Below are 22435 nucleotides of genomic sequence, written 5' to 3' on the forward strand. Positions count from 1 at the left end.
GCGCGATGAATATCGTCGTACTCGTCAAGCAGGTGCCTGATTCGGGCGCGGACCGCAACCTGCGCAATGACGACAACACCGTCGACCGCGGTTCGGCGAACAACGTGATCAACGAGATGGACGAGTACGCCATCGAGGAGGCGCTGAAGATCAAGGAGGCGCACGGCGGCGAGGTCACCATCCTGACCATGGGTCCGGACCGGGCGACCGAGTCGATCCGCAAGGCGCTCTCCATGGGCCCGGACAAGGCCGTGCACGTGGTGGACGACGCCCTGCACGGTTCCTGCGCGGTGGCGACGTCCAAGGTGCTCGCCGCCGCCCTCGGGCAGCTCAACGCCGACCTGGTGATCTGCGGTGCGGAGTCCACCGACGGCCGGGTGCAGGTCATGCCGCACATGATCGCCGAGCGACTCGGCGTCGCGGCGCTCACCGGCGCGCGCAAGCTCACCGTCGACGGCGCGACGCTGACCGTCGAGCGGCAGACCGAGGAGGGCTACGAGGTCGTCACGGCCTCCACCCCGGCCGTGGTCTCCGTGTGGGACACCATCAACGAGCCGCGCTACCCCTCCTTCAAGGGCATCATGGCCGCGAAGAAGAAGCCGGTGCAGACGTTCTCCCTGGCCGACCTCGGCGTCGCGTCGACCGAGGTGGGCTTCGACGGCGCGACCAGCGCCGTCGTCGAGCACACCAAGCGTCCGCCGCGCTCCGGCGGCGCCAAGGTCACCGATGAGGGCGAGGGCGGCGTCAAGCTGGTCGAGTTCCTCGCCACCGAGAAGTTCGTCTGAGAGCGGGTCTGGACATGTCTGAGGTTCTCGTCGTCGTCGAAGCCACCAAGGAATTCGGCGTCAAGAAGGTCACTCTCGAGATGCTCACCCTCGCCCGCGAGCTGGGTACCCCGAGCGCGGTGGTGCTCGGCGGCCCCGGCGCCGCCGAGGCGCTGAGCGCCAAGCTCGGCGAGTACGGCGCGGAGAAGATCTACGCCGCCGAGGGTGACGACATCGACGGCTACCTGGTGGCCCCCAAGGCGACCGTGCTGGCCGAGCTGGTCCAGCGGGTGCAGCCGGCCGCCGTGCTGCTGGCCTCCGCCCAGGAGGGCAAGGAGATCGCCGCCCGGCTCGCCGTCAAGCTCGACAACGGCATCCTGACCGATGTGGTCGGCCTGGACGCCGACGGCACCGCCACCCAGGTCGCCTTCGCGGGCTCCACCATCGTCAAGTCCAAGGTCACCAAGGGCCTGCCGCTGGTCACCGTACGGCCGAACTCGGTAACCCCCGCCCCGGCGGCGGCCACCCCGGCGATCGAGCAGCTCGCCGTGTCGGTCACCGACACCGACAAGCTGGCCAAGGTCGTCGAGCGGGTCGCCGAGCAGAAGGGCTCCCGCCCCGAGCTGACCGAGGCCGGCGTGGTCGTCTCCGGCGGTCGTGGCGTCGGCAACGCCGACAACTTCAAGCTGGTCGAGGAGCTGGCCGACCTGCTCGGTGGCGCCGTCGGCGCGTCCCGCGCGGCCGTCGACTCCGGCTTCTACCCGCACCAGTTCCAGGTGGGCCAGACCGGCAAGACGGTCTCCCCGCAGCTCTACGTGGCGCTGGGCATCTCCGGCGCCATCCAGCACCGGGCCGGCATGCAGACCTCGAAGACGATCGTCGCCGTCAACAAGGACGGCGAGGCGCCGATCTTCGAGCTGGCCGACTTCGGTGTGGTGGGCGACCTGTTCAAGATCGTCCCGCAGGCCGCCGAGGAGATCCGCAAGCGCAAGTGACCGTGTGACGCAGAAAGTGGCCGCCCGTCGTGACGGGCGGCCACTTCTCTGTGGGGAGCTGATCGGCGGGCCGGGGAGCTGAGCCGGCCCGCCGATCAGCCCGTCAGGGTGCCCCTCAGGAGGCTGTCGCCGGAGTGACGGGTGTTGTTGTCGTACTGCTCGGCGGACACGTCGACCACCGAATAGCTCTTGAGGTCGACATTCGGGGGCAGGGGTAGCAGAGCGTCCGCGTCGCCACCGAGGGTGCCGATCGAGAACATCTCCATGGTCGTCGGGTTGATGAGCCAGACCTCGTAGTACCCCGGCACGCGCGGGAGATTCGCCACATGCAGATGCAGTTGGCCGCCCTGGAGGACGCGGGCGTCGCCCTGGGCCGATTTCGGCGTCGAGCCGAACGCCGCCAGTGGCGCGCTGGCCAGCACCGTCGGCGTCTTCGCGGGCGTCGGTTCCGTCGGCCGCAGCACCGTGACCGTGCCCACGACACCGATCGCCGCCGCGGCGACGGCGGTCACCGCCGTTGCCGCCCAACGGGACCAGCCGCGCCCCCGGCGCGGCCGGCGCGTCGGGTCCAGCCGGGTGACGGTGTCGGTCGCCGTCCCGCGGGTCTGCCCCGGCACCTGCTGCCGATCGGCGCTGGTCAGCACGGCTACGGGCGCGTTGACCGCGCCGCCCTTGGCCGCCCGGATCTCGGCTTCGATGCCCTGCCAGAGGTGCTCCGGCGGATCGGGCAGGTCACCGAGGCCCTGCGTCTCCGCGCCGAGCCCCGCGACCTGCCGCAGGGCCGTCAGCTCCGACCGGCAGTGCGCGCAGGTGTCGAGGTGGGTGCGCTCCCCGTCGTCCGTCTCGCCCTCACCGAGCGCCAGAAAGACCAGCCTCTCGTGCTCCAGGTGCTGCACCATCCACCTCCCATCTGCGCTTCAAGCTCGCCATGCCGCGTCGGATGTGACTCTTCACGGTGCCCAGCGGCACCCCGGTCACCGCGGCGATCTGCTGGTGTGTCAGGTCGTCGTAGAAGGCCAGCTCCAGCATGCGTCGCTGGTCGTCCGGGAGGCGTGCCAGCTCGTCCGCGATCACCAGCCGATCCACCACCCGGTCCGGGTCCGGCCCGGTCTGTGCCGGCTCGGGCAGTTGCCGGACCGTCTCCACCACCCGTGTCTCCCGCGCCGAGGCGCGCAGACGGTCGATCACCTTGCGTCGGCCGATGCCGAGCAGCCAGCCGACCAACGAGCCCTTGGCCGGGTCGAAGGTCTCCCTGCCCAGCCACGCCCCCACGAAGGTCGCCTGGGTCACGTCCTCGGCGTCGGCCCGGTTGGCGAGCATTGTGGTCGCCAGGTGCAGGACGGCGCGGCCGTAACGGTCGTACGCCGCACGCAGCGCCGCCTCGTCGCCGGCCCGGAAGCGGGCCGCGAGGTCGTCCGCCGGTGGGTCCGGTTGCGGTGGCAGCGCCGTCACGGGGCGGCCCACCTTCGCTGGGGCATGCCCGACTGTAGCTGCCACAGCCCTCGCCCCACTCTCCCGGTCAAAGTCATCTCACCTGCTCTTCGTCCGCCGACGGGGACCTGGATGCGGTCGGAGCCGAGAAAAGAAAACGAATCGAGAGCGCATCCGCCCGTCGCGGAGCCGGCGTAACCCGTTCTGCAAGCCAAGCCTGACGAATCAGTACCAATCACCAGGAGGCAGACATGCAGCTCTCGTACTTCCGTCGGGCCGCCGCGGGCGGCGCGGTCGCCGCGCTCGCCTTCGCCGGTGTCGGCGCGTTCACCGCCACCCCCGCGTACGCCGCCACGTCGAAGGTCTCCGTCGTGCACGGCATCCCGGACACCCCGGTCGACGTCTACGTCAACGGCAGGAAGACGCTCGACAACTTCAAGCCGGGCGACGTCGCCGGTCCGCTGAACCTGGCCGAGGGGGAGTACGACATCGCCCTCACCAAGCCCGGCGAGCCGGTCGGCAGCGCGATCCTCAAGGCCGACGACGCCAAGGTGCCGGGCGGGGCGAACATCAGCATCGCCGCACACCTCGACGCCGCCGGCAAGCCGAAGATCACGCCGTTCGTGAACGACGTCTCCAGGGTCGACGCCGGCAAGGCCCGCCTGATCGTCCGGCACACGGCGGCCGCCCCGGAGGTCGACGTACGGGCCGGCGGAACCCCGGTCTTCAAGGGTCTGACCAACCCGAACGAGGCCAAGGGCGACGTGGACGCCGGCACGGTGAAGGCGGACGTGGTGCTGGCCGGCACCGACACCGTGGCCATCGGCCCGGCGGACCTGAACCTCTCCGAGGGCACCGCGACGATCGTGTACGCGATCGGCTCCGCCGAGGGCAAGAACCTCGACGTGGTGGCCCAGACGATCACCGGCCTGCACTCCGCGCCGGGTGGTGTGCCGAGCGGTGACGGTGGTCAGGCGGGTACCGGCGTGGGCGCCTGGTGGTACGCGCTCACCGGCGCCGGCGTACTCCTGCTGGTCGGTGGTGGGGCGCGGATGGCGACCGCGCGGACCGGCCGCAGGTGACAGTGCGCAACCGTGGCGCGCTGGCGGCCCTGGCCGCCGGCGCTGCCGCGCTCACCGTCGCCACCCTGGTGGCGTGTAACTCGCAGTCGGCCGAGAACGTCGGTACCGAGGAGGCGACCGCGCTGGCCAGCCCCACGCCGACCGCGGCCGTCCCGTCGGTGCCGGTGACGGTCGGTGACCTGCCCGCCGGCGCCCAGGCCGTCCCGCCGGTCCGGCTCGTCATCCCGGAGATCGGCGTCACCGCCACGGTCAACGCGGTCGGCATCAACGAGCGCACCAACGAGTTCGAGGTCCCGCCGAGCGTCGACGAGATCGGCTGGTACCGCTACGGCCCCGGGCTGGAGGCCGACGCCGGATCGGTGGTCATCGCCGGGCACGTCGACAGCGCCGCGCAGGGCAGGGGCGCGTTCTACCGGCTGCGCGAGCTGGACCAGGGCGACACCCTGACCGCGACCGGCAGCGACGGCACGGCACGGCGGTACCGGGTCGTCGCCCGGGAGGAGTACGCCAAGACCAAGATTCCGTTGGACCGCTACTTCGCCCGGGACGGCAAGCCGCGCCTGACCCTGATCACCTGCGGTGGGCCGTTCGACGCCAAAGCCCGCAAGTACCGCGACAACATCGTCGTCACGGCGGTGCCCGCCTGAGCGGGCCGGGTCCGCTTCGTGCCGGGGTGGCCGTCACACCCCGGCACGTCGCGCGGAGTCCACTCCGCCCTCAGGTCGCTGGCCGGTCGGCCGTACGCTGAAGGGTGATGGCTTACCTGGATCACGCGGCTACCACCCCCATGCTGGACGAGGCACTGGAGGCGTACGTCGCTACCGCCCGCGAGGTCGGCAACGCGTCCTCCCTGCACGCGGCCGGTCGTCGTGCCCGTCGTCGGGTCGAGGAGTCGCGTGAGCGGGTCGCCGCGGTGCTGGGCGCGCGGCCGTCCGAAGTGATCTTCACGGGCGGTGGCACGGAGAGCGACAACCTGGCGGTCAAGGGCATCTTCTGGGCCCGCCGGGACGCCGTCGCCGACCGTCGGCGGGTGATCTCCAGCGCTGTCGAACACCACGCCGTGCTCGACTCGGTCGACTGGCTGGCCGCGCACGAGGACGCCGAGGTCGGCTCGTTGCCGGTGGACTCCACGGGCCGGCTCGACCCGGAGGACCTGCGCGCCGAGCTCCGCACGCACGCCGATCGGGTGGCCCTGGTCACCGCGATGTGGGCCAACAACGAGGTCGGTACCGTGCAGCCGGTGGCCGAACTGGCCGCCGTCGCCGCCGAGCACGGTGTGCCGTTCCACACCGACGCCATCCAGGCCGTCGGCCAGGTGCCGGTCGACTTCGCCGCCAGCGGGGCCTCCGCGCTGACCGTCACCGGTCACAAGCTGGGCGGCCCGATCGGGGTGGGCGCCCTCCTGCTCGGCCGGGACGTGGCAGCCGTACCCCTGCTGCACGGCGGCGGCCAGGAGCGCGACGTCCGCTCCGGCACGCTGGACACCGCCGGCATCGTCGCCTTCGCGGTCGCCGTCGAGGCGGCGGTCAAGGGCCAGCAGGAGTACGCGGCCCGGGTGGCCGCCCTGCGCGACGACCTGATCGAGCGGGTCCGCCGGGCGGTGCCCGAGGTGATCTACAACGGCGACCCGACCGACCGGCTCCCCGGCAACGCGCACTTCTCCTTCCCCGGCTGCGAGGGCGACGCCCTGCTGCTCCTGCTCGACGCGCAGGGCATCGCCTGCTCGACGGGCTCGGCCTGCTCGGCCGGCGTCGCCCAGCCGTCGCACGTGCTGTTGGCGATGGGCGCCGACGACGACCGCGCCCGTTCATCGCTGCGTTTCACCCTCGGCCACACCAGCACCCAGGCCGACATCGACGCCCTGGTGGCGGCCCTCCCCGCAGCGGTGGAGAGAGCCCGCCGAGCCGCCGCCCCCCGTACCCCCCGCTGACCCGTACCCGCCCGCGGCCCCCGGGCCGCGCCGCGCCCGCGCCCGCGCCGGGTCGGGCCGGGCCGCGCCGCGCCCGCGCCCGCGCCGGGTCGGGCCGGGCCGGGCCGGGTTGGGTTGGGCCGGGCTGGGCTGGGCCGTGTTGATCATGAAGTTGTTGCCCTGCGGATCGGCGTGTCGTGACAACAACTTCATGATCAGCGGGGTGAGTGGGGCGGGGTGAGTGGGGCGGGCGTGGGCGGGGTGCGGCGGTGGGGCGGGTTGGGGGCTGGGAGCGGTCCGGGGTGGTGGTTAGGGTTGGTGGGTGGGGAAGGGGGTCGGCTGGTGAGAGTTCTGGCGGCGATGTCGGGCGGGGTTGACTCGGCGGTGGCGGCGGCGCGGGCGGTGGCGGCCGGGCACGACGTGACCGGCGTGCACCTGGCGTTGGCCCGTAACCCGCAGACGTACCGGACCGGGGCGCGCGGCTGCTGCACGCTGGAGGACTCCCGGGACGCTCGCCGGGCCGCCGACGTGATCGGCATCCCGTTCTACGTGTGGGACATGGCGGACCGGTTCCACGAGGACGTCGTGGACGACTTCGTGGCCGAGTACGCCGCCGGTCGTACGCCGAATCCGTGTCTCCGTTGCAACGAGAAGATCAAGTTCACGGCGGTGCTGGACCGGGCGATCGCGCTGGGCTTCGACGCGGTGGTCACCGGCCACCACGCCCGGCTCGGCCCCGACGGGCTGCTGCGTCGCAGCGTGGACATCGCCAAGGACCAGTCGTACGTGCTGGCGGTCCTCACCCGCGAGCAGCTGGACCGCTCGATGTTCCCGCTCGGCGACTCGACCAAGGCGCAGGTCCGCGCGGAGGCCGCCGAGCGTGGCCTGGCGGTGGCTGACAAGCCGGACTCCCACGACATCTGCTTCATCGCCGACGGCGACACCCGTGGCTTCCTCGCCGGCCGGCTCGGCGAGACGCCCGGCGACGTCGTCGACGCGAGCACCGGCGCGGTGGTCGGCAGCCACACCGGGGCGTACGCGTACACGGTGGGCCAGCGTCGCGGCCTGCACCTGGACCGGCCCGCCCCCGACGGGCGGCCGCGTTACGTGCTCTCCATCACGCCCAAGACCAACACCGTGACGGTCGGCCCGGCCGAGGCGCTGGAGGTGTCCCAGGTCCGGGCCATCCGCCCGGTCTGGACCGGCGGCCCCCGCCCCGACGCGCCGGTCGAGTGCGAGGTGCAGCTCCGCGCGCACGGCGACGTGGTACCGGCGACCGTCGACCTCGACGGCGACGCGCTGCAGGCCGAGCTGCGCCGGCCGGTCCGGGGCGTCGCGGCCGGTCAGGCCCTGGTGGCGTACCGGCCGGACCCGGCCGGCGACATCGTCCTCGGCTCGGCCACGATCGCCGGCTGAGCGGGCGGCTCGAGACCGGCGACCGGCTGGGGGATCGGCACGAGGCCTGGCCGGCGACTGGCTGGGGGATCGGCACCAGGCCTGGCCGGTGACCGGCTGGGGGATCGGCACGAGGCCTGGCCGGCGGCTGGCTGCGGGATTCGGCACGAGGCCTGGCCGGCGACCGGCTGCGGGATCGGTACGGCGCCGGGGTGACCGGCGTGGACGTCGGCTGGTCGTTGGCGTGGCGTGGCTGTCGGACGGTCGTCGCACGGCCGGCACGGACGCCGGGATAGCCTTCGGCCGTGACAGATCAGGCGTGGCCCTGGCCGGCCGGCGCGGCGACCGGCATCGGTTCGCTGCCCGGCACCGACATCGCCGAGGCCCAGCGGGTGGTTCTCGGCGAGCTTCCCGACCTGCCGCACCTGCCCGAACTGCCGGCCCGAGGCCCGGGGGCCGACCTGATCGGCCGCAGCGCCGGACTGCTGGTCGAGCTGCCCGTCGAGTTGTACACCGGGCGTTGGCGGGTCGCCCCCCGCCCCGGCCGTGACCTGCGCCGAGCCCGGGACCTGATGGAGCGTGACCTGGACCAGCTCGCCGAGCAGGCCGAGGGGTACGCCGGTCCGATCAAGGTGCAGGCCGGCGGCCCGTTCACCCTGGCCGCCTCGCTGGAGTTGCCGATCGGCGGCCGGCTGCTGCGTGACCCCGGCGCCGTGCGCGACCTGACCGGCTCGCTCGCCGAAGGCCTGCGCGACCACGTGGCGGCGGTCGCGCGACGGCTGCCCCGGGCGTCGGTGCTCCTGCAACTGGACGAGCCGTCGCTGCCGACCGTGCTCGCCGGGCGGGTGCCGACCGAGAGCGGGCTGGGCGCGTACCGGGCGGTGGAGTCGGCCGATGCGGCAGCCCTGCTCCGCACGGTCGTCGACGCGGTGGCCGTACCCACGGTCGTGCACTGCTGCGCCCCGGACGTGCCGTTGGAGCTGATCCGCTCCACCGGGGCCGTCGCGGTCGCCCTCGACCTCGACCTTGTCACCGACCTGGATCCGCTGGGCGAGGCGATCGACGCCGGCCTCGGACTGTTGGCCGGCGCCGCGCCGACCCGGCCGCCGTCGGCCGGTGGCGCACCGACCTCCGGGCAGGTCGCCGACCGGGTACGCCGGCTCTGGGACCGCCTCGGCTTTCCCCGCCGCCAGCTCGCCCAGCAGGTGGTGGTCACCCCGGCGTGTGGCCTGGCCGGCGCCACCCCGGAGTACGTCCGGGCGGTGCTGGCGGCCTGCCGGGACGCCGGCCGCCGGTTCGCCGAGGAGTGAGGTTTTCCTGTCGTACCCCGCGGGCAGGATGACCGTCATGATTGGACAGCTACGTTCAGTGGTGATCGACTGCCCCGACCCGCGGGCGCTGGCCGCGTTCTACTCCGAGCTGCTGGGCATTCCCTTCGTCGAGGGCAACACCGAGGACGACTGGGTGGTGCTCGGCGGTCCGCCCGGTCACCAGCCGCGGCTGGCCTTCCAGCAGGCGCTCGGCCTGCGTAAACCGGCCTGGCCGGACCCGGAGCGCCCGCAGCAGTTCCACATCGACGTGACGGTGGACGACATCGAGACCGCCGAGAAGGCGGCGCTCGCGCTCGGTGCCCGTCGGTTGCCCGGCGGTGGCGGGGACTTCCGGGTCTACGCGGATCCGGTCGGCCACCCGTTCTGCCTCTGCTGGGACTGACCGCGCGACGGGGTTGCGGCGGCCGGGCATGATGGCCGCCGTGACCCCCACCGCCGTGCTGCGCGCCTCGGGTTCGCTCTTCGGCCTCGCCTACGGCGACGCGCTGGGCAAGCCCACCGAGTTCCTGACCGTCGCCGAGATCGAACGCCGCTACGGTCCGGCCGGCCCACGTGAGTTGACCGGCGATCCGGCGCTGGTCACGGACGACACGCAGATGGCGCTGGCGGTGGGCTGGGCGTTGCACGAGGCGTCGACGCTCACGCCGGAGGCGGTGGAGCCGCTGCTCCGACGCCGCTTCCTGGCCTGGGCGGTCAGCCCGGACAACAACCGCGCCCCCGGGATGACCTGCCTGCGCGCCTGCGCCGACCTGGATCGGGGGCTGCGCTGGCAGGAGGCGACAGTCGCCGGTTCGAAGGGCTGCGGCGCGAACATGCGCGTCACGCCGGTGGGGCTGGTGGACGTCGACCTCGACACGATGGCCGGTCTGGCCCAGTTGCAGGCCGGGCTGACCCACGGCCACCCGACCGGTCTGGCCGCCAGTGAACTCACCGCGTACGCGGTCTTCGCGCTGCGCGCGGGCGCCACGCTGCCCGAGCTGCCCGCGCTGCTCGTCGACCGGGCACGGTCCGAGCGACTGGTCTACCGGGAACAGTGGCTGGGTGACCTGTGGCAGCGCCCGGGGGTCGACACCCCGCAGGAGTTCATCGCCCGGGGCTGGGACGAGTGCCTGGTGGCGCTGGGCCGACTGACGGACGCGCTCGTACGGCCGGACGACGGCGGCGACCCGTGCCGGGTCACCGGAGAGGGTTGGGTGGCCGAGGAGGCGCTGGTCACCGCGCTGTTCTGCGCCGTACGCCACGCCGACGACCCGTTGTCGGCGCTGGCCCGGGGCGCGACCACCGCCGGCGACTCCGACTCGATCGCCGCCCTGGCCGGCGCCTTCGTGGGCGCGGCGGCGGGCATGGCCGCCTGGCCGTCCGGATGGGCCGAGCGCATCGAGTACGCCGACCAGCTCGCCACCCTCGGCAAGAGCTGGGACTGACCGGCGCGGCTCGGCCTGATCAGCGTGGCTCGGCCTGATCGGCGTGGCTCGGCCTGGCCGGCAGGGCTCGGCCTGGTCGGCGCGGGCTCGGCCTGGCCGGCGTGGCTCGGCCTGATCGGCGTGGCTCGGCCTGGCGCGGCCTCAGTGCGGTGATCGACTCGGGATTCTGCAAGTCGGGGTGTTGTTGACGGGTAGACAGCCCGGCTTCCTGGAAGTCGAGTCGATCAAGGGGTGGGTCGGCGTGGCCTTCGCCCGGCCCAGTGATCAGCTGGTCGGCAGGTGGCGCAGGCTGCGGACCTTGCGCCACAGGTCGGCGTCGCAGCGGCCGGCCCGGTCGGCGAAGTCGGCCGAGCTGATCCGGACCGGTTCGGTCAGGCTGAGGTAGCTGTCGTGCTCGGCATCCGGGTCCCAGTCCCGGGTGGGGATCCGGACGTGGTCGTCGCGGTCACTCTTGTCCTGACTCGTGATCTTCAGTACGTCGGCGCCCCGCGAGTCGGCTCGGAGCACCAGACAGGGGCGGACCTTCGAGCCGCTGCCGTCGGCGTACGGCACGTCGGCCCACCAGATCTCGCCCGCCGCCGGTGTCCCGGCCGCCTGATCGGTGTTCCGGGAGCGGGGCGTCGCGCCCGGCCGATCGGTGCCGCGCGGTCTCGGCGGCGCGGGACGATCGCCACCCGCGCGGGTCGTGGCGCCCCGACCGGGTCGGTCGGTCGGGCGTCGTGTGGCCGACCGGTGTCGCCAACTGTTCCACGCCCAACCGGCGGCCACCGCGAGCAGGATCACCATCGCCCAGAGCAGCGCCTCGGTCATCGCCACCTCCGTGTCAGGTCGGCCCACCGGCCGCTCCGTGCGGCGATCCTCGCACGTCACAACCCCTCCCGCCCGCCGACAACACCCCAGGCCCCCGCACCCGTGCCGCCCGAGCGACACCCCGCGCCGATCTTGCACTTTCTGCTGCGACATCCCGGGCATTCCATCCCCTATCGACAACCGAAAGTGCAAGATCGCGGGGAGCCTGGGGACGGGTCTGCCTCGAGCTCGGGACCGGGCGGGTGGGCGGCGGATTGTCGGTCCGGACCGATACCGTGCCCTAGTAGCGTGATCAGGGAGGTCGCAGGCGTGTCCGAAGGTGGCGGGGTGTCCGAGGAGCAGATCGGTCAGCAGGTCAGCCCGGCTCAGGAGGCGGCGGCCGGGGCGGAGCCGACGCCGCAGGCGCGGGAGCGGCACGCCACGCTGAGCGGTGAGCTGACCGAGCATCAGTACCGCTACTACGTGCTGGATTCGCCGATCATCACCGACGCGGAGTTCGACAAGCAGCTGCGCGAGCTGGAGGCGTTGGAGCAGGAGTTTCCCGCGCTGCGTACGCCGGATTCGCCGACCCAACGGGTCGGTGGCACGTTCTCCACCGACTTCACCCCGGTCACGCACGCCGAGCGCATGCTCTCGCTCGACAACGCGTTCGCCGACGAGGAGCTGGCGGCCTGGGCCGAGCGGGTCGAACGGGACGCCGGCGGCCCGGTGCCCTACCTCTGCGAGTTGAAGGTCGACGGGCTGGCGATCAACCTGACCTACGAGGCCGGTCGGCTGGTCCGGGCGGCCACCCGGGGCGACGGCCGCACCGGCGAGGACGTCACCGCCAACGTGCGCAGCATCCGGGACGTGCCCGGCCAGCTCACGCCGTCCGCCGAGTTCTCGACGATCCCCGAGCTGCTGGAGGTCCGGGGCGAGATCTACTTCCCGGTCGCCGCGTTCGCCGATCTCAACGCGGGCCTGGTCGAGCAGGGGCGCGCTCCGTTCGCCAACCCGCGCAACGCCGCCGCCGGCAGCCTGCGGCAGAAGGACCCCCGGGTCACCGCCTCCCGACCGCTGCGTCTCGTGGTGCACGGCATCGGCGCCCGCCGCGGGTTCCAGCCCACCGCGCAGTCCGAGTCGTACGCGGCGCTGAAGGCGTGGGGGCTGCCGACGAGCGACCGGTGGCGGGTCGTTCCGGACCTGTCCGGCGTTGCGGAGTACATCGCCTACTACGCCGAGCACCGGCACGACGTCGAGCACGAGATCGACGGTGTGGTGGTCAAGGTCGACTCGGTCTCCATCCAGGGCCGTCTCGGCTCGACCAGTCGTGCCCCGCGCTGGGCGATCGCCTTCAAGTACCCGCCGGAGGAGGTCACCACCAAACTCCTCGACATCGACGTCAACGTGGGGCGTACCGGTCGGGTCACCCCGTTCGCCGTGCTCGAGCCGGTGCGGGTGGCCGGCTCCACCGTCGCGCTCGCCACCCTGCACAACGCCCGCGAGGTGGAGCGTAAGGGTGTGCTGATCGGTGACACGGTGGTGCTGCGCAAGGCCGGCGACGTGATTCCCGAGGTGCTCGGCCCGGTGGTCGACCTGCGGCCCGCCGACGCCCGCCCGTTCGTCATGCCGACGAACTGCCCGTCCTGCGGCACCCCGCTCGCGCCCTCCAAGGAGGGCGACGTCGACATCCGGTGCCCCAACACCCGCAGCTGCCCGGCCCAGCTCCGCGAGCGGGTGTTCCACCTCGCAGGCCGGGGCGCGTTCGACATCGAGGTGCTCGGTTACAAGGGCGCGTCGGCGCTGCTGGACGCCGAGATCATCGCCGACGAGGGTGACCTCTTCCAGCTCGACGCGGACCAGCTGTCCCGGTCGCCGTTCTTCGTCAACAAGGACGGCAGCCTCGGCACCAACGCGGTCAAGCTGCTCGACAACCTGGCCGTCGCCCGGGAACGCGACCTGTGGCGGGTGCTGGTGGCGCTCTCCATCCGGCACGTCGGTCCCACGGCTGCCCAGGCGCTGGCCCGGCACTTCCGTTCCATGGAGGCCATCGACGCGGCCAGCGAGGAGGAGCTGTCCTCCGTCGACGGCGTCGGGCCGACCATCGCGGCCAGCATCCGGGAGTGGTTCGCCGTGGACTGGCACCGCGAGGTGGTCCGTAAGTGGGCCGACGCGGGCGTACGGATGGCCGAGGAGGCGGTCGACGAGGGCCCGCGTCCGCTGGAGGGGCTGACCGTCGTGGTGACCGGCACCCTTGCCGGCTTCTCCCGGGACCAGGCCGCCGAGGCGGTGCAGAGCCGGGGCGGCAAGGTCAGCGGCTCGGTCTCCAAGCGGACGAGCTTCGTCGTCGTGGGGGACAATCCGGGTTCCAAGGCCGACAAGGCGGCCAGCCTCAAGGTGCCGGTGCTGGACGAGGACGGGTTCCGGCTGCTGCTGGACGCGGGTCCGGACGCCGCGCGGGAGGTCGCCCGAGTCGAGGGCTGACGTTGGCGCGCCGCCGAGGTGGCCGCCGCGTATACCAACTTAATTACGACTACTACCGATTCGTGACTGTCATACCGGGAAACCCGGGGCTGAGGGCGTTTCATTGGGTCACGACGTGCTCACCGACACGTCGACCGTTCCTCGGGAGGTGTGATGGAGGTCGCCGACCCGCGTAACTCCCTCCCACCTGGGCGGGTGGCGCAGTTCGCCACCTTCGTCGTGGGCATCCTGGTGGTGGCGGCGCTGACCGCCGCCGGTCCACTCACGACGCTTCCCGGGGAGCTGTCCCGGCTGCCGGCGGCGTTCTGGACGATGGCCGCGCTCGCGGTGATCTGCGACGCGCGCCCGTTCGTCCCGCCCGGTCGACGGCAGACCTCGGCGGTCTTCCCGTCCACCTGTTTCACCTTCGCGATCCTGCTCGGTTGGGGGCTCGGCCCGGCGGTCGCGGTGCAGGCCCTCGGGGTGGTCGTCTCCGGCTGGCGGATGGGCAACGCCGCCTGGCGGACGGCGTTCAACGTCGGCCAGTACGCCTGTGCGCTCGCCGCCGCGTACGGGGTCGTCCAGCTCGGGCCGGGCACCATCTTCTCCGGGGGGCGCCTGCACTGGCCCGGCGTGGTGGCTGTCGGCGGCGCGACGCTGGCCTGGTTCGTCGTGAACTACGGGCTGGTGAGCTGGGCCGTACGGCTGCGCTTCGGTGGCCGCTGGTGGCCCACCGTCCGCCAGGGCGTCGGTTTCGAACTGCTCTCCACCGGCTCGCTGCTGCTGCTCGCGCCGGTGCTCGTCGCCGCTGCCCGGCTCAGTGCGGCGCTGATCCCGCTGGTGCTGGTGCCGCTCTTCGCCGTGTACCGGATGGCCCGGCTGACCGTCGAGCAGCAGCACCTCGCCGCCGCCGACCCGCTGACCGGTCTGCCCAACCGCAAGGCGCTGCTGGCCGAGGTCGCGGAGCAGGTCCACCTGCACTCCGAGCGGACCGCCCGGGGCGAGCCCGACGGACATCTGGCGCTGCTGCTGATCGACCTGGACCGCTTCAAGAACGTCAACGACGCGCTCGGGCACGCGGTGGGTGACCGGCTGCTGGTCGAGGTCAGCGCCCGACTCGCGGACGTGGAGCCCCGGCCGCAGATGATCGCCCGGCTGGGTGGGGACGAGTTCGCCATCGTGATGACCGGGCTGTCCGACGTCAGCCAGGCGCGTGAGCTGGCCGACCGGGTGGTCGGGGCGTTGGCCGAGCCGGTGCCGTTGGACGGGTTGCCGCTCGACGTCGGCGGCTCCATCGGGATCGCGCTCTTCCCCGAGCATGGCGAGGACTTCGCCACCCTGATGCGGCACGCCGACGTGGCGATGTACGACGCCAAGCACCGCAACGACACGGTCGCCGTGTACGCGCCGGAGTCCGACCACAACTCGGCCGAGCGTCTCGGGCTGCTCGCCGACCTCCGCCGGGTGCTCGAATCCGGCTCGCCGGCCGCCGAGGCGAGCCGCGCCGCCGAGGCGAGCCATGCCGCGGGGACGGATCACGCCGACGAGGCGAGCCACGCCGCGGGGGCGGATCACGCCGCCGGGGCGGAGCACTCGGGCGAGGCGAGCCATGCCGCCGGGGCGGAGCAGTCCGAGCCGGGTGGACCGGAGCGGACGGGAGACGTACCCCTCGCGGTGGAGGCCGAGGTGCGCGGCGGTGACGGCGCCGCGCTGCCGGCCGGGGCCGCGCCGGTGATCGCCGCGCCGCCGGTGACCGGCGGTCGGCGGTGGGGTCGCCGTCGGCGTGCGGCCGACGAGGTGGCACACGCCGATGAGTTGATCAATCGGATCGCCCTCGGGGCCGATCCGATCCGGGGCCGCAACAGCCGCGCGACGATTCCCGGTACCCGTCCCGGTCCGAGCCGGGACCGGCGTGCCGGCGGTCACGGGCGACGCTCGCCGAACGGCGGCGCGTCGCCGCTGGCGGGCGACCGCCGTCCGGCGCGCGACGGCGGCTCCGCCGTGGGTGGGCGGGCCGTCGAGCCGACCGGGTGGGTACGCGACGGCGAGCCGGTCGACGACGCCGGTGAGATCACCATGTACTACCAGCCGCAGATCGCCATCGCGACGGGCGAGGTGGTCGGCGTCGAGGCGCTGCTGCGCTGGCGGCATCCCCGCCGGGGCATGGTCGACCCGGAGGAGCTGATCCGGGTCGCCGAGCAGAGCGCGGTGATGCGGCTGCTCACCCGTCGGGTCGTGGACGACGTGGTGGAGCAGCTCGCCAAGTGGTCGGCGGCCGGCATCGGGCTGCGCGCGGCACTCAACGTCAGCGTGCGCGACCTGCACACCGGCGAGATCGCCGACCAGATCGCCGACCGGCTGGCCCGCTACGGGGTGCCGGCCGAGCGGCTGCAACTGGAGATCACCGAGGGCGCCCTGATGGCCGATCCGCGCCGGGTGCTGGCGACCATCACCCGGTTGCACCAGATCGGAGTGGCCATCGCGCTCGACGACTTCGGCACCGGCTACTCGTCCCTGCAGCACCTGCGCCGGCTGCCGCTGTCCGAGGTGAAGGTGGACCGGTCGTTCGTGCTGGGCATGGCCGAGGACGCCGACGACGCGGCGATCGTCCGCTCGACGATCGAGCTGGCGGGCGCGTTGGGTCTGCGGGTGGTCGCGGAGGGTGTGGAGGACGAGCGGACCTGGCGGATGTTGCACGCGGCCGGCTGCGACGCGGCCCAGGGGTGGTTCTACGCCCGTCCGATGCCCGCCGAGGAGCTGGTCACCTGGCTGGCCCGGTACCGGCCGGTGCGTCCCAGCGGCGGCCCGGAGACGGACGCCGGCCGCCGGTTGACGCGCTGACCCACCCGAGCAGCCGGCGCGGGGCGCGGAACAATAGACTCGCTCCGGTCACCGCGCGTCACGCTGCATCCGCCGCGCGGCCGGCACACCGCCCGACCAGCAGGACATCAGAAGGGGGCACGGATGGCCGCCATCTCCCGCGAGGAGGTCGCGCACCTGGCGCGCCTGTCGCGGCTCGCCGTCACCGAGGAGGAGCTGGACACGTTCGCCGGCCAGCTCGACGTGATCCTCCAGGCGGTCGCCCAGGTCGGCGAGGTCGCCGCCGCGGACATCCCGCCGACCTCGCACTCGGTGCCGCTGACCAACGTCTTCCGCGAGGACGTCGTCACGCCGTGCCTGACCCCGCAGGAGGCGCTGTCGGGCGCGCCGGACGCCGAGGACCAGCGGTTCCGCGTACCCCGGATTCTGAGCGAGGACGTTGCGTCATGAGCGAGCGCCAGCGAGCGAATCAACAGTGCAGCGCTGTGGTGCCTCATGGCGTCGCGGAGCGAAGCGGAGTGACGGCATGAGCGATCTGATCAAGATGACCGCGACGGAGATCGCCGCCCTGGTCGCCGGCGGGGAGATCTCCGCCGTTGAGGTGACGCAGGCGCACCTGGACCGGATCGGCGCGGTCGACGACCAGGTGCACGCGTTCCTGCACGTGGACACCGACGGCGCGCTCGCGGCAGCCCGGGCCGTGGACGAGCGCCGGGCCGCCGGCGAGGAGCTGGGCCCGCTCGCGGGCGTGCCGGTCGCGGTGAAGGATGTGCTCGCCACCCGTGGCGTGCCGACCACCGTGGGCTCGAAGATCCTCGAGGGCTGGCGCCCGCCGTACGACGCGACGATCGTGCAGCGGCTGCGTGACGCCGGCACGGTGATGCTGGGCAAGACGAACATGGACGAGTTCGCGATGGGCTCCTCCACCGAGTACTCGGCGTACGGCCCGACCCACAACCCGTGGGACCTGAGCCGCATCCCGGGCGGCTCGGGTGGTGGCAGCGCCGCCGCGCTGGCCGCGTACGAGGCGCCGTTGGCGATCGGCTCGGACACCGGCGGCTCGATCCGCCAGCCCGGCGCGGTCACCGGTACCGTCGGGGCGAAGCCCACGTACGGCGGCACCTCCCGGTACGGCCTGGTGGCGTTCTCCTCGTCGCTGGACACCCCCGGCCCGTGCGCCCGCAACGTGCTCGACGCGGCCCTGCTGCACCAGGTCATCGGCGGGCACGACCCGATGGACTCGACGTCGATCCCGCAGCCCGTGCCGGACGTGGTGGCGGCGGCGAGGCTCGGCGCGACCGGCGACCTGACCGGCGTACGGCTCGGCATCGTCAGCGAGTTCGTCGGCGAGGGCGCCGAGCCGGGCGTGATGACGGCGTTCCGCGAGTCGGTCGACGCGCTGACCAAGATGGGCGCCGAGGTCGTCGAGATCTCCTGCCCGACGTTCGCGTACGCCCTGCCGGCGTACTACCTCATCGCTCCGAGCGAGTGCTCGTCCAACCTGGCCCGGTTCGACGGTGTCCGGTTCGGCCTACGGGTCGGCGACGACGGCAACCGGTCGCTGGAGGAGGTCATGTCGCTGACCCGCGAGGCCGGCTTCGGCCCCGAGGTCAAGCGCCGCATCATGATCGGCACGTACGCGCTGTCGTCGGGCTACTACGACGCGTACTACGGGCAGGCGCAGAAGGTTCGTACGCTCATCACGCGGGACTTCACGACCGCGTTCGAGCGGGTCGACGCGCTGATCTCGCCGACCACCCCGTTCACGGCCTTCCCGATCGGCGCGCGCACCGCCGACCCGTACCAGATGTACCTGGCCGACCTGTTCACCATCCCGACCAACCTGTACGGCGGTCCGGGCATCTCGGTGCCCTGCGGTCTCTCCGAGGGGCTGCCGGTGGGTCTGCAGGTGATGGCCCCGACGATGGCCGACGATCGGATGTACCGGGTCGCGGCCGCGCTGGAGTCCGCGGTCGGCACGTTCACCCCACCGGCACTGTGAGGCAGGAGCCCAGATGACGACGACGCTGCCCGCGTACGACGAGGTCGTCGCGCGCTACGAACCGGTGATCGGCCTGGAGACCCACGTCGAGTTGGGCACGAACACCAAGATGTGGTGCGGCTGCCCGACCGACTTCGGTGGCGAGCCGAACACCCGGGTCTGCCCGGTGTGTCTGGGCCTGCCCGGGTCGCTGCCGGTGGCCAACAAGGCCGCCATCGAGGCGATCATCCGGATCGGCCTGGCGTTGAACTGCTCGATCGCCGAGTGGTGCCGGTTCGCCCGGAAGAACTACTTCTACCCGGACATGCCGAAGAACTTCCAGATCAGCCAGTACGACGAGCCGATCTGCGTCGACGGTTACCTGGACGTCGAGGTGAACGGCGAGACCGTCCGGATCGAGATCGAGCGGGTGCACCTGGAGGAGGACACCGGCAAGACGCTGCACGTCGGCGGCGCGACCGGGCGCATCCACGGCGCGACGGAGTCCCTCGTCGACTACAACCGCGCCGGCATTCCGCTGGTCGAGATCGTCACCAAGCCGGTCGTGGGCACCGCCGCGCTCGCCCCCGACGTGGCCCGGGCGTACGTCGCCGAGCTGCGCGACGTGATCCGTACCCTCGGCGTCTCGGACGTGCGGATGGAGGAGGGTTCGCTGCGCTGCGACGTGAACACCTCGCTCAACCTGCCGGGGCAGGAGTGGGGCACGCGCACCGAGACCAAGAACGTCAACTCGCTGCGCTCGGTGGAGCGGGCGGTCCGCTCGGAGATGCTGCGGCAGGCCGCGGTGCTCGACGCGGGTGGTCGGATCACCCAGGAGACCCGGCACTTCCACGAGGACACCGGCGACACCACGCCGGGTCGGTCGAAGGAGACGGCGACCGACTACCGGTACTTCCCGGAGCCGGACCTGGTGCCGGTCGCACCGGACCCGGCCTGGGTTGCCGAGCTGAAGGCCGCCCTTCCGGAGCTGCCCCGGGTGCACCGTCGTCGGCTTCAGCAGCAGTGGGGCCTGTCCGACCTGGACATGCAGTCGGTGCTCAACGCCGGCGCGGTCGAGCTGATCGAGGCCACCGTGGCCGCCGGCACCACGCCGGCCGCAGCCCGCAAGTGGTGGCTGGGTGAGCTGTCCCGCCGTGCCAACGAGACCGGCGTGGAGCTGGCCGACGTGGGTGCCACGCCGGCGCAGGTCGCCGAGTTGCAGGGCCTGGTCGACGCCGGCAAGCTCAACGACAAGCTGGCCCGTACGGTGCTGGAGGGCGTGGTCGACGGTCAGGGCTCGCCCACCGAGATCATGACCAGCCGGGGCCTGGAGGTCGTCTCGGACACCGGCGCGCTCACCGCGGCCGTGGACGAGGCCATCGCCGCGAACCCGGGCATCGCCGACAAGATCCGCAGTGGCAAGGTCGCGGCGGCCGGCGCCCTGGTCGGCGCGGTCATGAAGTCGACCCGTGGTCAGGCCGACGCCGCCGCCGTCCGCACGCTGATCCTGGAGCGCCTGGGCGTCCAGGGCTGAGAACGACCCGGAAAAGGCCGCCGCCGTGACCCGGCGGCGGCCTTCTCCTCACCCCTGTCGACCACGCGGCCACCCCGCACCCCTCGTCGAGGGCGTCATCGTCGACGCCCGAATGGAGCCACCGTGACCCAGCACGACCTTGACGTCCTCGACGAGATCCAGCGGCGGGTGCTCTGGCTCGCCACCCGGATCGTGGACGCCGCCAACCACGACCGGGCCACCGGCGACGGCGTGAAGGTCGGCGGTCACCAGGCGTCCAGCGCGTCCCTCGTGACGGCGATGACCGCGCTGTGGTTCGCGCACCTGGACGCCGAGGACCGGGTCGCGGTGAAGCCGCACGCCTCGCCGGTGTTCCACGCCATCCAGTACCTGCTGGGCAACCTGGACCGGTCCTACCTGCCCCGGCTACGGGCACGGGGTGGCCTCCAGTCGTACCCGTCGCGCACCAAGGACCCCGACGAGGTGGACTTTTCCACCGGGTCGGTCGGTCTGGGCGCGGCGGCCCCGCTGTTCGCCGCCGCCACCCGCCGGTACGTCGACGCGCACTTCGGGGCCCGGCCGCACTCCCGGTTCGTGGCGCTGATCGGCGACGCCGAGCTGGACGAGGGCAACATCTGGGAGGCGGTGGCCGACCCCGCGACCACCGGCCTGGGCAACGTGATGTGGCTCGTCGACTTCAACCGGCAGTCGCTGGACCGGGTGGTGCCCGGCATCCGGATCAACCAGTGGCGAGGGCAGTTCGAGGCCGCCGGCTGGCACGTCGTGGAGGTCAAGTACGGCCGTAAGCTCGCCGAGGCGTACGCCCGGCCGGGTGGTGAGGCGCTGCGCGACTGGATCGACGCGATGCCGAACGAGCAGTACCAGTCGCTGTTCGGGCTGGCCGGCGACACGCTGCGCAAGCAGTTCCTGGACGGCGCGCCGGCCGGCATCGCCGAACTGATCGAGGGCGTGAGCGACGACGACCTCGGCCCGCTCGTCACCGACCTGGGCGGGCACGACCTGTCCGCGATGCTCGACGCGTACGCCCAGTGCGACGCGGTGACCGACCGGCCCAGCGTCGTCTTCGCGTACACCGTCAAGGGTTGGGGGTTGCCCATCGCCGGCAATCCGCGCAACCATTCCGCGCTGCTCAGCACCGAGCAGGTCGACACGCTGCGCGACGCGCACGGGTTGACCCGCGACACCGAGTGGGACCGCCTCGAGCCGGCGTCCCCGGCCGGCATCCGGGCCGGCGCCCGCCGGGAGGCGCTGTCCCGCGCGCCGCGCGAGCGCGCGCTCGCGGTCACCGTTCCGGAGAGCACGGGAGTACGCGCCAACAAGCCCATCTCCACGCAGGAGGTGTTCGGTCGGGTGCTGGTGGACCTGGCGCGGGACCGGGAGGTCGGCCGCTACCTGGTCACCACCGCCCCGGACGTGGCCACCTCCACCAACCTCGCCGGGTTCATCAACAAGACCGGCGTGTTCGCCCCCACCGAGCAGCGTTCCTGGACCGAGGACCGGATGCTGCGCTGGACCGAGAGCCCGACCGGGCAGCACATCGAACTCGGCATCTCGGAGATGAACCTGTTCCTGCTGCTCGGTCAGCTCGGCCTCTCCTGGGACCTGTCGGGGCAGCCGCTGCTGCCGGTGGGCACGGTCTACGACCCGTTCGTGCTGCGGGGCCTCGACGCGTTCCTCTACGGCACGTACTCCGGCTCGCGGTTCGTGGTGGCCGGCACCCCGTCCGGCATCACCCTGGCCCCGGAGGGCGGCGCGCACCAGTCCACGATCACCGCGTCGGTCGGCCTGGAGCTGCCCGGGGTGACGTTCGTCGAGCCGGCGTACGCGGGTAGCCTCGACTGGCTGCTCTGCGACGCGCTGGGGCAGATCGCCGGCGGGGCGACCCCGGCCGCGACCGCCGCCCCCGCCGAGGACGGCGCGTACTACTTCCGCCTCAGCACGCGTCCGCTGGACCAGGCGCCCTTCGAGGCGGCCCGGGCCCGGCTCGGTGACGCGGTGCTGCGCCGGCAGGTGGTCGCCGGGGCGTACCGGCTCGTCGACGCGCACCAGGCGTACCCGCACCTGGCCGATGCGCCGGTGGTGCAGCTCGCCGCCTCCGGTGCCGTGTTGCCGGAGGCGTTGGCCGCCGCCGCCGAACTGGCCGAGGAGGGCATCGCGGCGCACGTGGTGGACGTGACCAGCCTGGACCGGCTCTACCGGGCCTGGCAGCGCACCCTGCGCCAGGGCGTACGGACGGCCACCGTGCCCAGCGTGCCCGGCGCGCTGCGCTCCGCGTTCGCCGACCGGGTGCCGGTGGTGACCGTGCACGACGCGGCGTCACACGCGATGGCGTGGCTCGGGTCGGCGGTCGGCGCCCCGGCGGTGCCGCTCGGGGTGGACGAGTTCGGTCAGTCCGGCAGCGTCGCCGACCTGTACGAGCTGCACGACCTGCTGCCCGGCAGCATCGTCAACGCCGCCCTGGCCGCCCTCGCCCTGCGCTGACCGGGCCCTAAAGGGGTGGCTGCGCTCGCCCTCCCG

General features: G+C 72.9%; 18 protein-coding genes. 15 read left to right on the forward strand and 3 right to left on the reverse strand.

Going from position 1 to position 22435, the window contains the following annotated elements; translation table 11 throughout:
• Positions 1–5: 5 nt before the first annotated feature.
• On the forward strand, positions 6–785 hold the full coding sequence (locus tag ACQPZK_RS06190) for an electron transfer flavoprotein subunit beta/FixA family protein (RefSeq protein ID WP_433537367.1): 780 nt from the start codon (positions 6–8) through the stop codon (positions 783–785).
• A 14-nt stretch (positions 786–799) separates the two neighbouring features.
• Complete coding sequence (locus ACQPZK_RS06195; RefSeq protein WP_433537368.1) at positions 800–1759, forward strand: electron transfer flavoprotein subunit alpha/FixB family protein; 960 nt, start codon at positions 800–802, stop codon at positions 1757–1759.
• 95 nt (positions 1760–1854) lie between these two features.
• Here the strand turns inward: ACQPZK_RS06195 and ACQPZK_RS06200 are convergent, their stop codons facing one another.
• Both ACQPZK_RS06200 and ACQPZK_RS06205 read right to left on the reverse strand, forming a co-directional pair.
• Positions 1855–2655, reverse strand: coding sequence for an anti-sigma factor (locus ACQPZK_RS06200; protein ID WP_433539123.1), 801 nt, complete (start codon positions 2653–2655; stop codon positions 1855–1857).
• The gene (locus ACQPZK_RS06205; protein ID WP_433537369.1) at positions 2609–3211 is read right to left on the reverse strand and encodes an RNA polymerase sigma factor; all 603 of its coding nucleotides are present in this window, start codon (positions 3209–3211) and stop codon (positions 2609–2611) included. The genes ACQPZK_RS06200 and ACQPZK_RS06205 overlap by 47 nt, the downstream gene beginning before the upstream one ends.
• A 230-nt stretch (positions 3212–3441) precedes the next feature.
• On the opposite strand from ACQPZK_RS06205, the gene ACQPZK_RS06210 reads away from it, so the two are divergent.
• The 7 genes from ACQPZK_RS06210 (at position 3442) to ACQPZK_RS06240 (ending at position 10331) form a co-directional block, all read left to right on the forward strand.
• Entirely contained in the window at positions 3442–4272 is an 831-nt protein-coding gene (locus tag ACQPZK_RS06210) for a DUF4397 domain-containing protein (protein ID WP_433537370.1), read from the forward strand.
• Positions 4269–4919 (forward strand): class F sortase, encoded by a 651-nt coding sequence (locus ACQPZK_RS06215; protein ID WP_433537371.1) that lies wholly within the window; start codon positions 4269–4271, stop codon positions 4917–4919. Before ACQPZK_RS06210 ends, ACQPZK_RS06215 begins: the two co-directional genes overlap by 4 nt.
• A gap of 107 nt (positions 4920–5026) precedes the next feature.
• Positions 5027–6202, forward strand: a complete 1176-nt coding sequence (locus ACQPZK_RS06220) for a cysteine desulfurase family protein (RefSeq protein WP_433537372.1) — start codon at positions 5027–5029, stop codon at positions 6200–6202.
• Between the two features lie 321 nt (positions 6203–6523).
• A complete protein-coding gene (mnmA, locus tag ACQPZK_RS06225; protein WP_433537373.1) occupies positions 6524–7597 on the forward strand; it encodes a tRNA 2-thiouridine(34) synthase MnmA in 1074 nt (357 codons plus the stop codon).
• A gap of 284 nt (positions 7598–7881) precedes the next feature.
• Positions 7882–8886 (forward strand): methionine synthase, encoded by a 1005-nt coding sequence (locus ACQPZK_RS06230; RefSeq protein ID WP_433537374.1) that lies wholly within the window; start codon positions 7882–7884, stop codon positions 8884–8886.
• 37 nt (positions 8887–8923) lie between these two features.
• Complete coding sequence (locus ACQPZK_RS06235) at positions 8924–9289, forward strand: VOC family protein (protein ID WP_433537375.1); 366 nt, start codon at positions 8924–8926, stop codon at positions 9287–9289.
• 28 nt (positions 9290–9317) lie between these two features.
• Complete coding sequence (locus tag ACQPZK_RS06240) at positions 9318–10331, forward strand: ADP-ribosylglycohydrolase family protein (RefSeq protein WP_433537376.1); 1014 nt, start codon at positions 9318–9320, stop codon at positions 10329–10331.
• 264 nt (positions 10332–10595) lie between these two features.
• Here the strand turns inward: ACQPZK_RS06240 and ACQPZK_RS06245 are convergent, their stop codons facing one another.
• The gene (locus ACQPZK_RS06245) at positions 10596–11168 is read right to left on the reverse strand and encodes a type II toxin-antitoxin system PemK/MazF family toxin (protein ID WP_433537377.1); all 573 of its coding nucleotides are present in this window, start codon (positions 11166–11168) and stop codon (positions 10596–10598) included.
• Positions 11169–11468: 300 nt separating this feature from the next.
• Between ACQPZK_RS06245 and ligA the strand changes: the two genes are divergently transcribed.
• The 6 genes from ligA (at position 11469) to ACQPZK_RS06275 (ending at position 22399) form a co-directional block, all read left to right on the forward strand.
• Positions 11469–13604: an NAD-dependent DNA ligase LigA gene (gene ligA / locus ACQPZK_RS06250; RefSeq protein WP_433537378.1), complete on the forward strand. Its 2136-nt coding sequence runs from the start codon at positions 11469–11471 to the stop codon at positions 13602–13604.
• Between the two features lie 153 nt (positions 13605–13757).
• The gene (locus ACQPZK_RS06255) at positions 13758–16424 is read left to right on the forward strand and encodes a putative bifunctional diguanylate cyclase/phosphodiesterase (RefSeq protein WP_433537379.1); all 2667 of its coding nucleotides are present in this window, start codon (positions 13758–13760) and stop codon (positions 16422–16424) included.
• Positions 16425–16547: 123 nt separating this feature from the next.
• A complete protein-coding gene (gene gatC, locus ACQPZK_RS06260; protein WP_088991147.1) occupies positions 16548–16853 on the forward strand; it encodes an Asp-tRNA(Asn)/Glu-tRNA(Gln) amidotransferase subunit GatC in 306 nt (101 codons plus the stop codon).
• 76 nt (positions 16854–16929) lie between these two features.
• Positions 16930–18405 carry an Asp-tRNA(Asn)/Glu-tRNA(Gln) amidotransferase subunit GatA gene (gene gatA, locus ACQPZK_RS06265; protein WP_433537380.1) on the forward strand — a complete coding sequence of 492 codons (1476 nt, stop codon included), beginning with the start codon at positions 16930–16932 and terminating at the stop codon, positions 18403–18405.
• Positions 18406–18418: 13 nt separating this feature from the next.
• Positions 18419–19918, forward strand: a complete 1500-nt coding sequence (gene gatB / locus ACQPZK_RS06270; protein WP_433537381.1) for an Asp-tRNA(Asn)/Glu-tRNA(Gln) amidotransferase subunit GatB — start codon at positions 18419–18421, stop codon at positions 19916–19918.
• A gap of 123 nt (positions 19919–20041) precedes the next feature.
• On the forward strand, positions 20042–22399 hold the full coding sequence (locus ACQPZK_RS06275) for a transketolase-like TK C-terminal-containing protein (RefSeq protein ID WP_433537382.1): 2358 nt from the start codon (positions 20042–20044) through the stop codon (positions 22397–22399).
• Positions 22400–22435 lie beyond the last annotated feature (36 nt).

It is taken from the genome of Micromonospora sp. CA-249363, from assembly GCF_050950185.1.
Lineage (GTDB): Bacteria > Actinomycetota > Actinomycetes > Mycobacteriales > Micromonosporaceae > Micromonospora.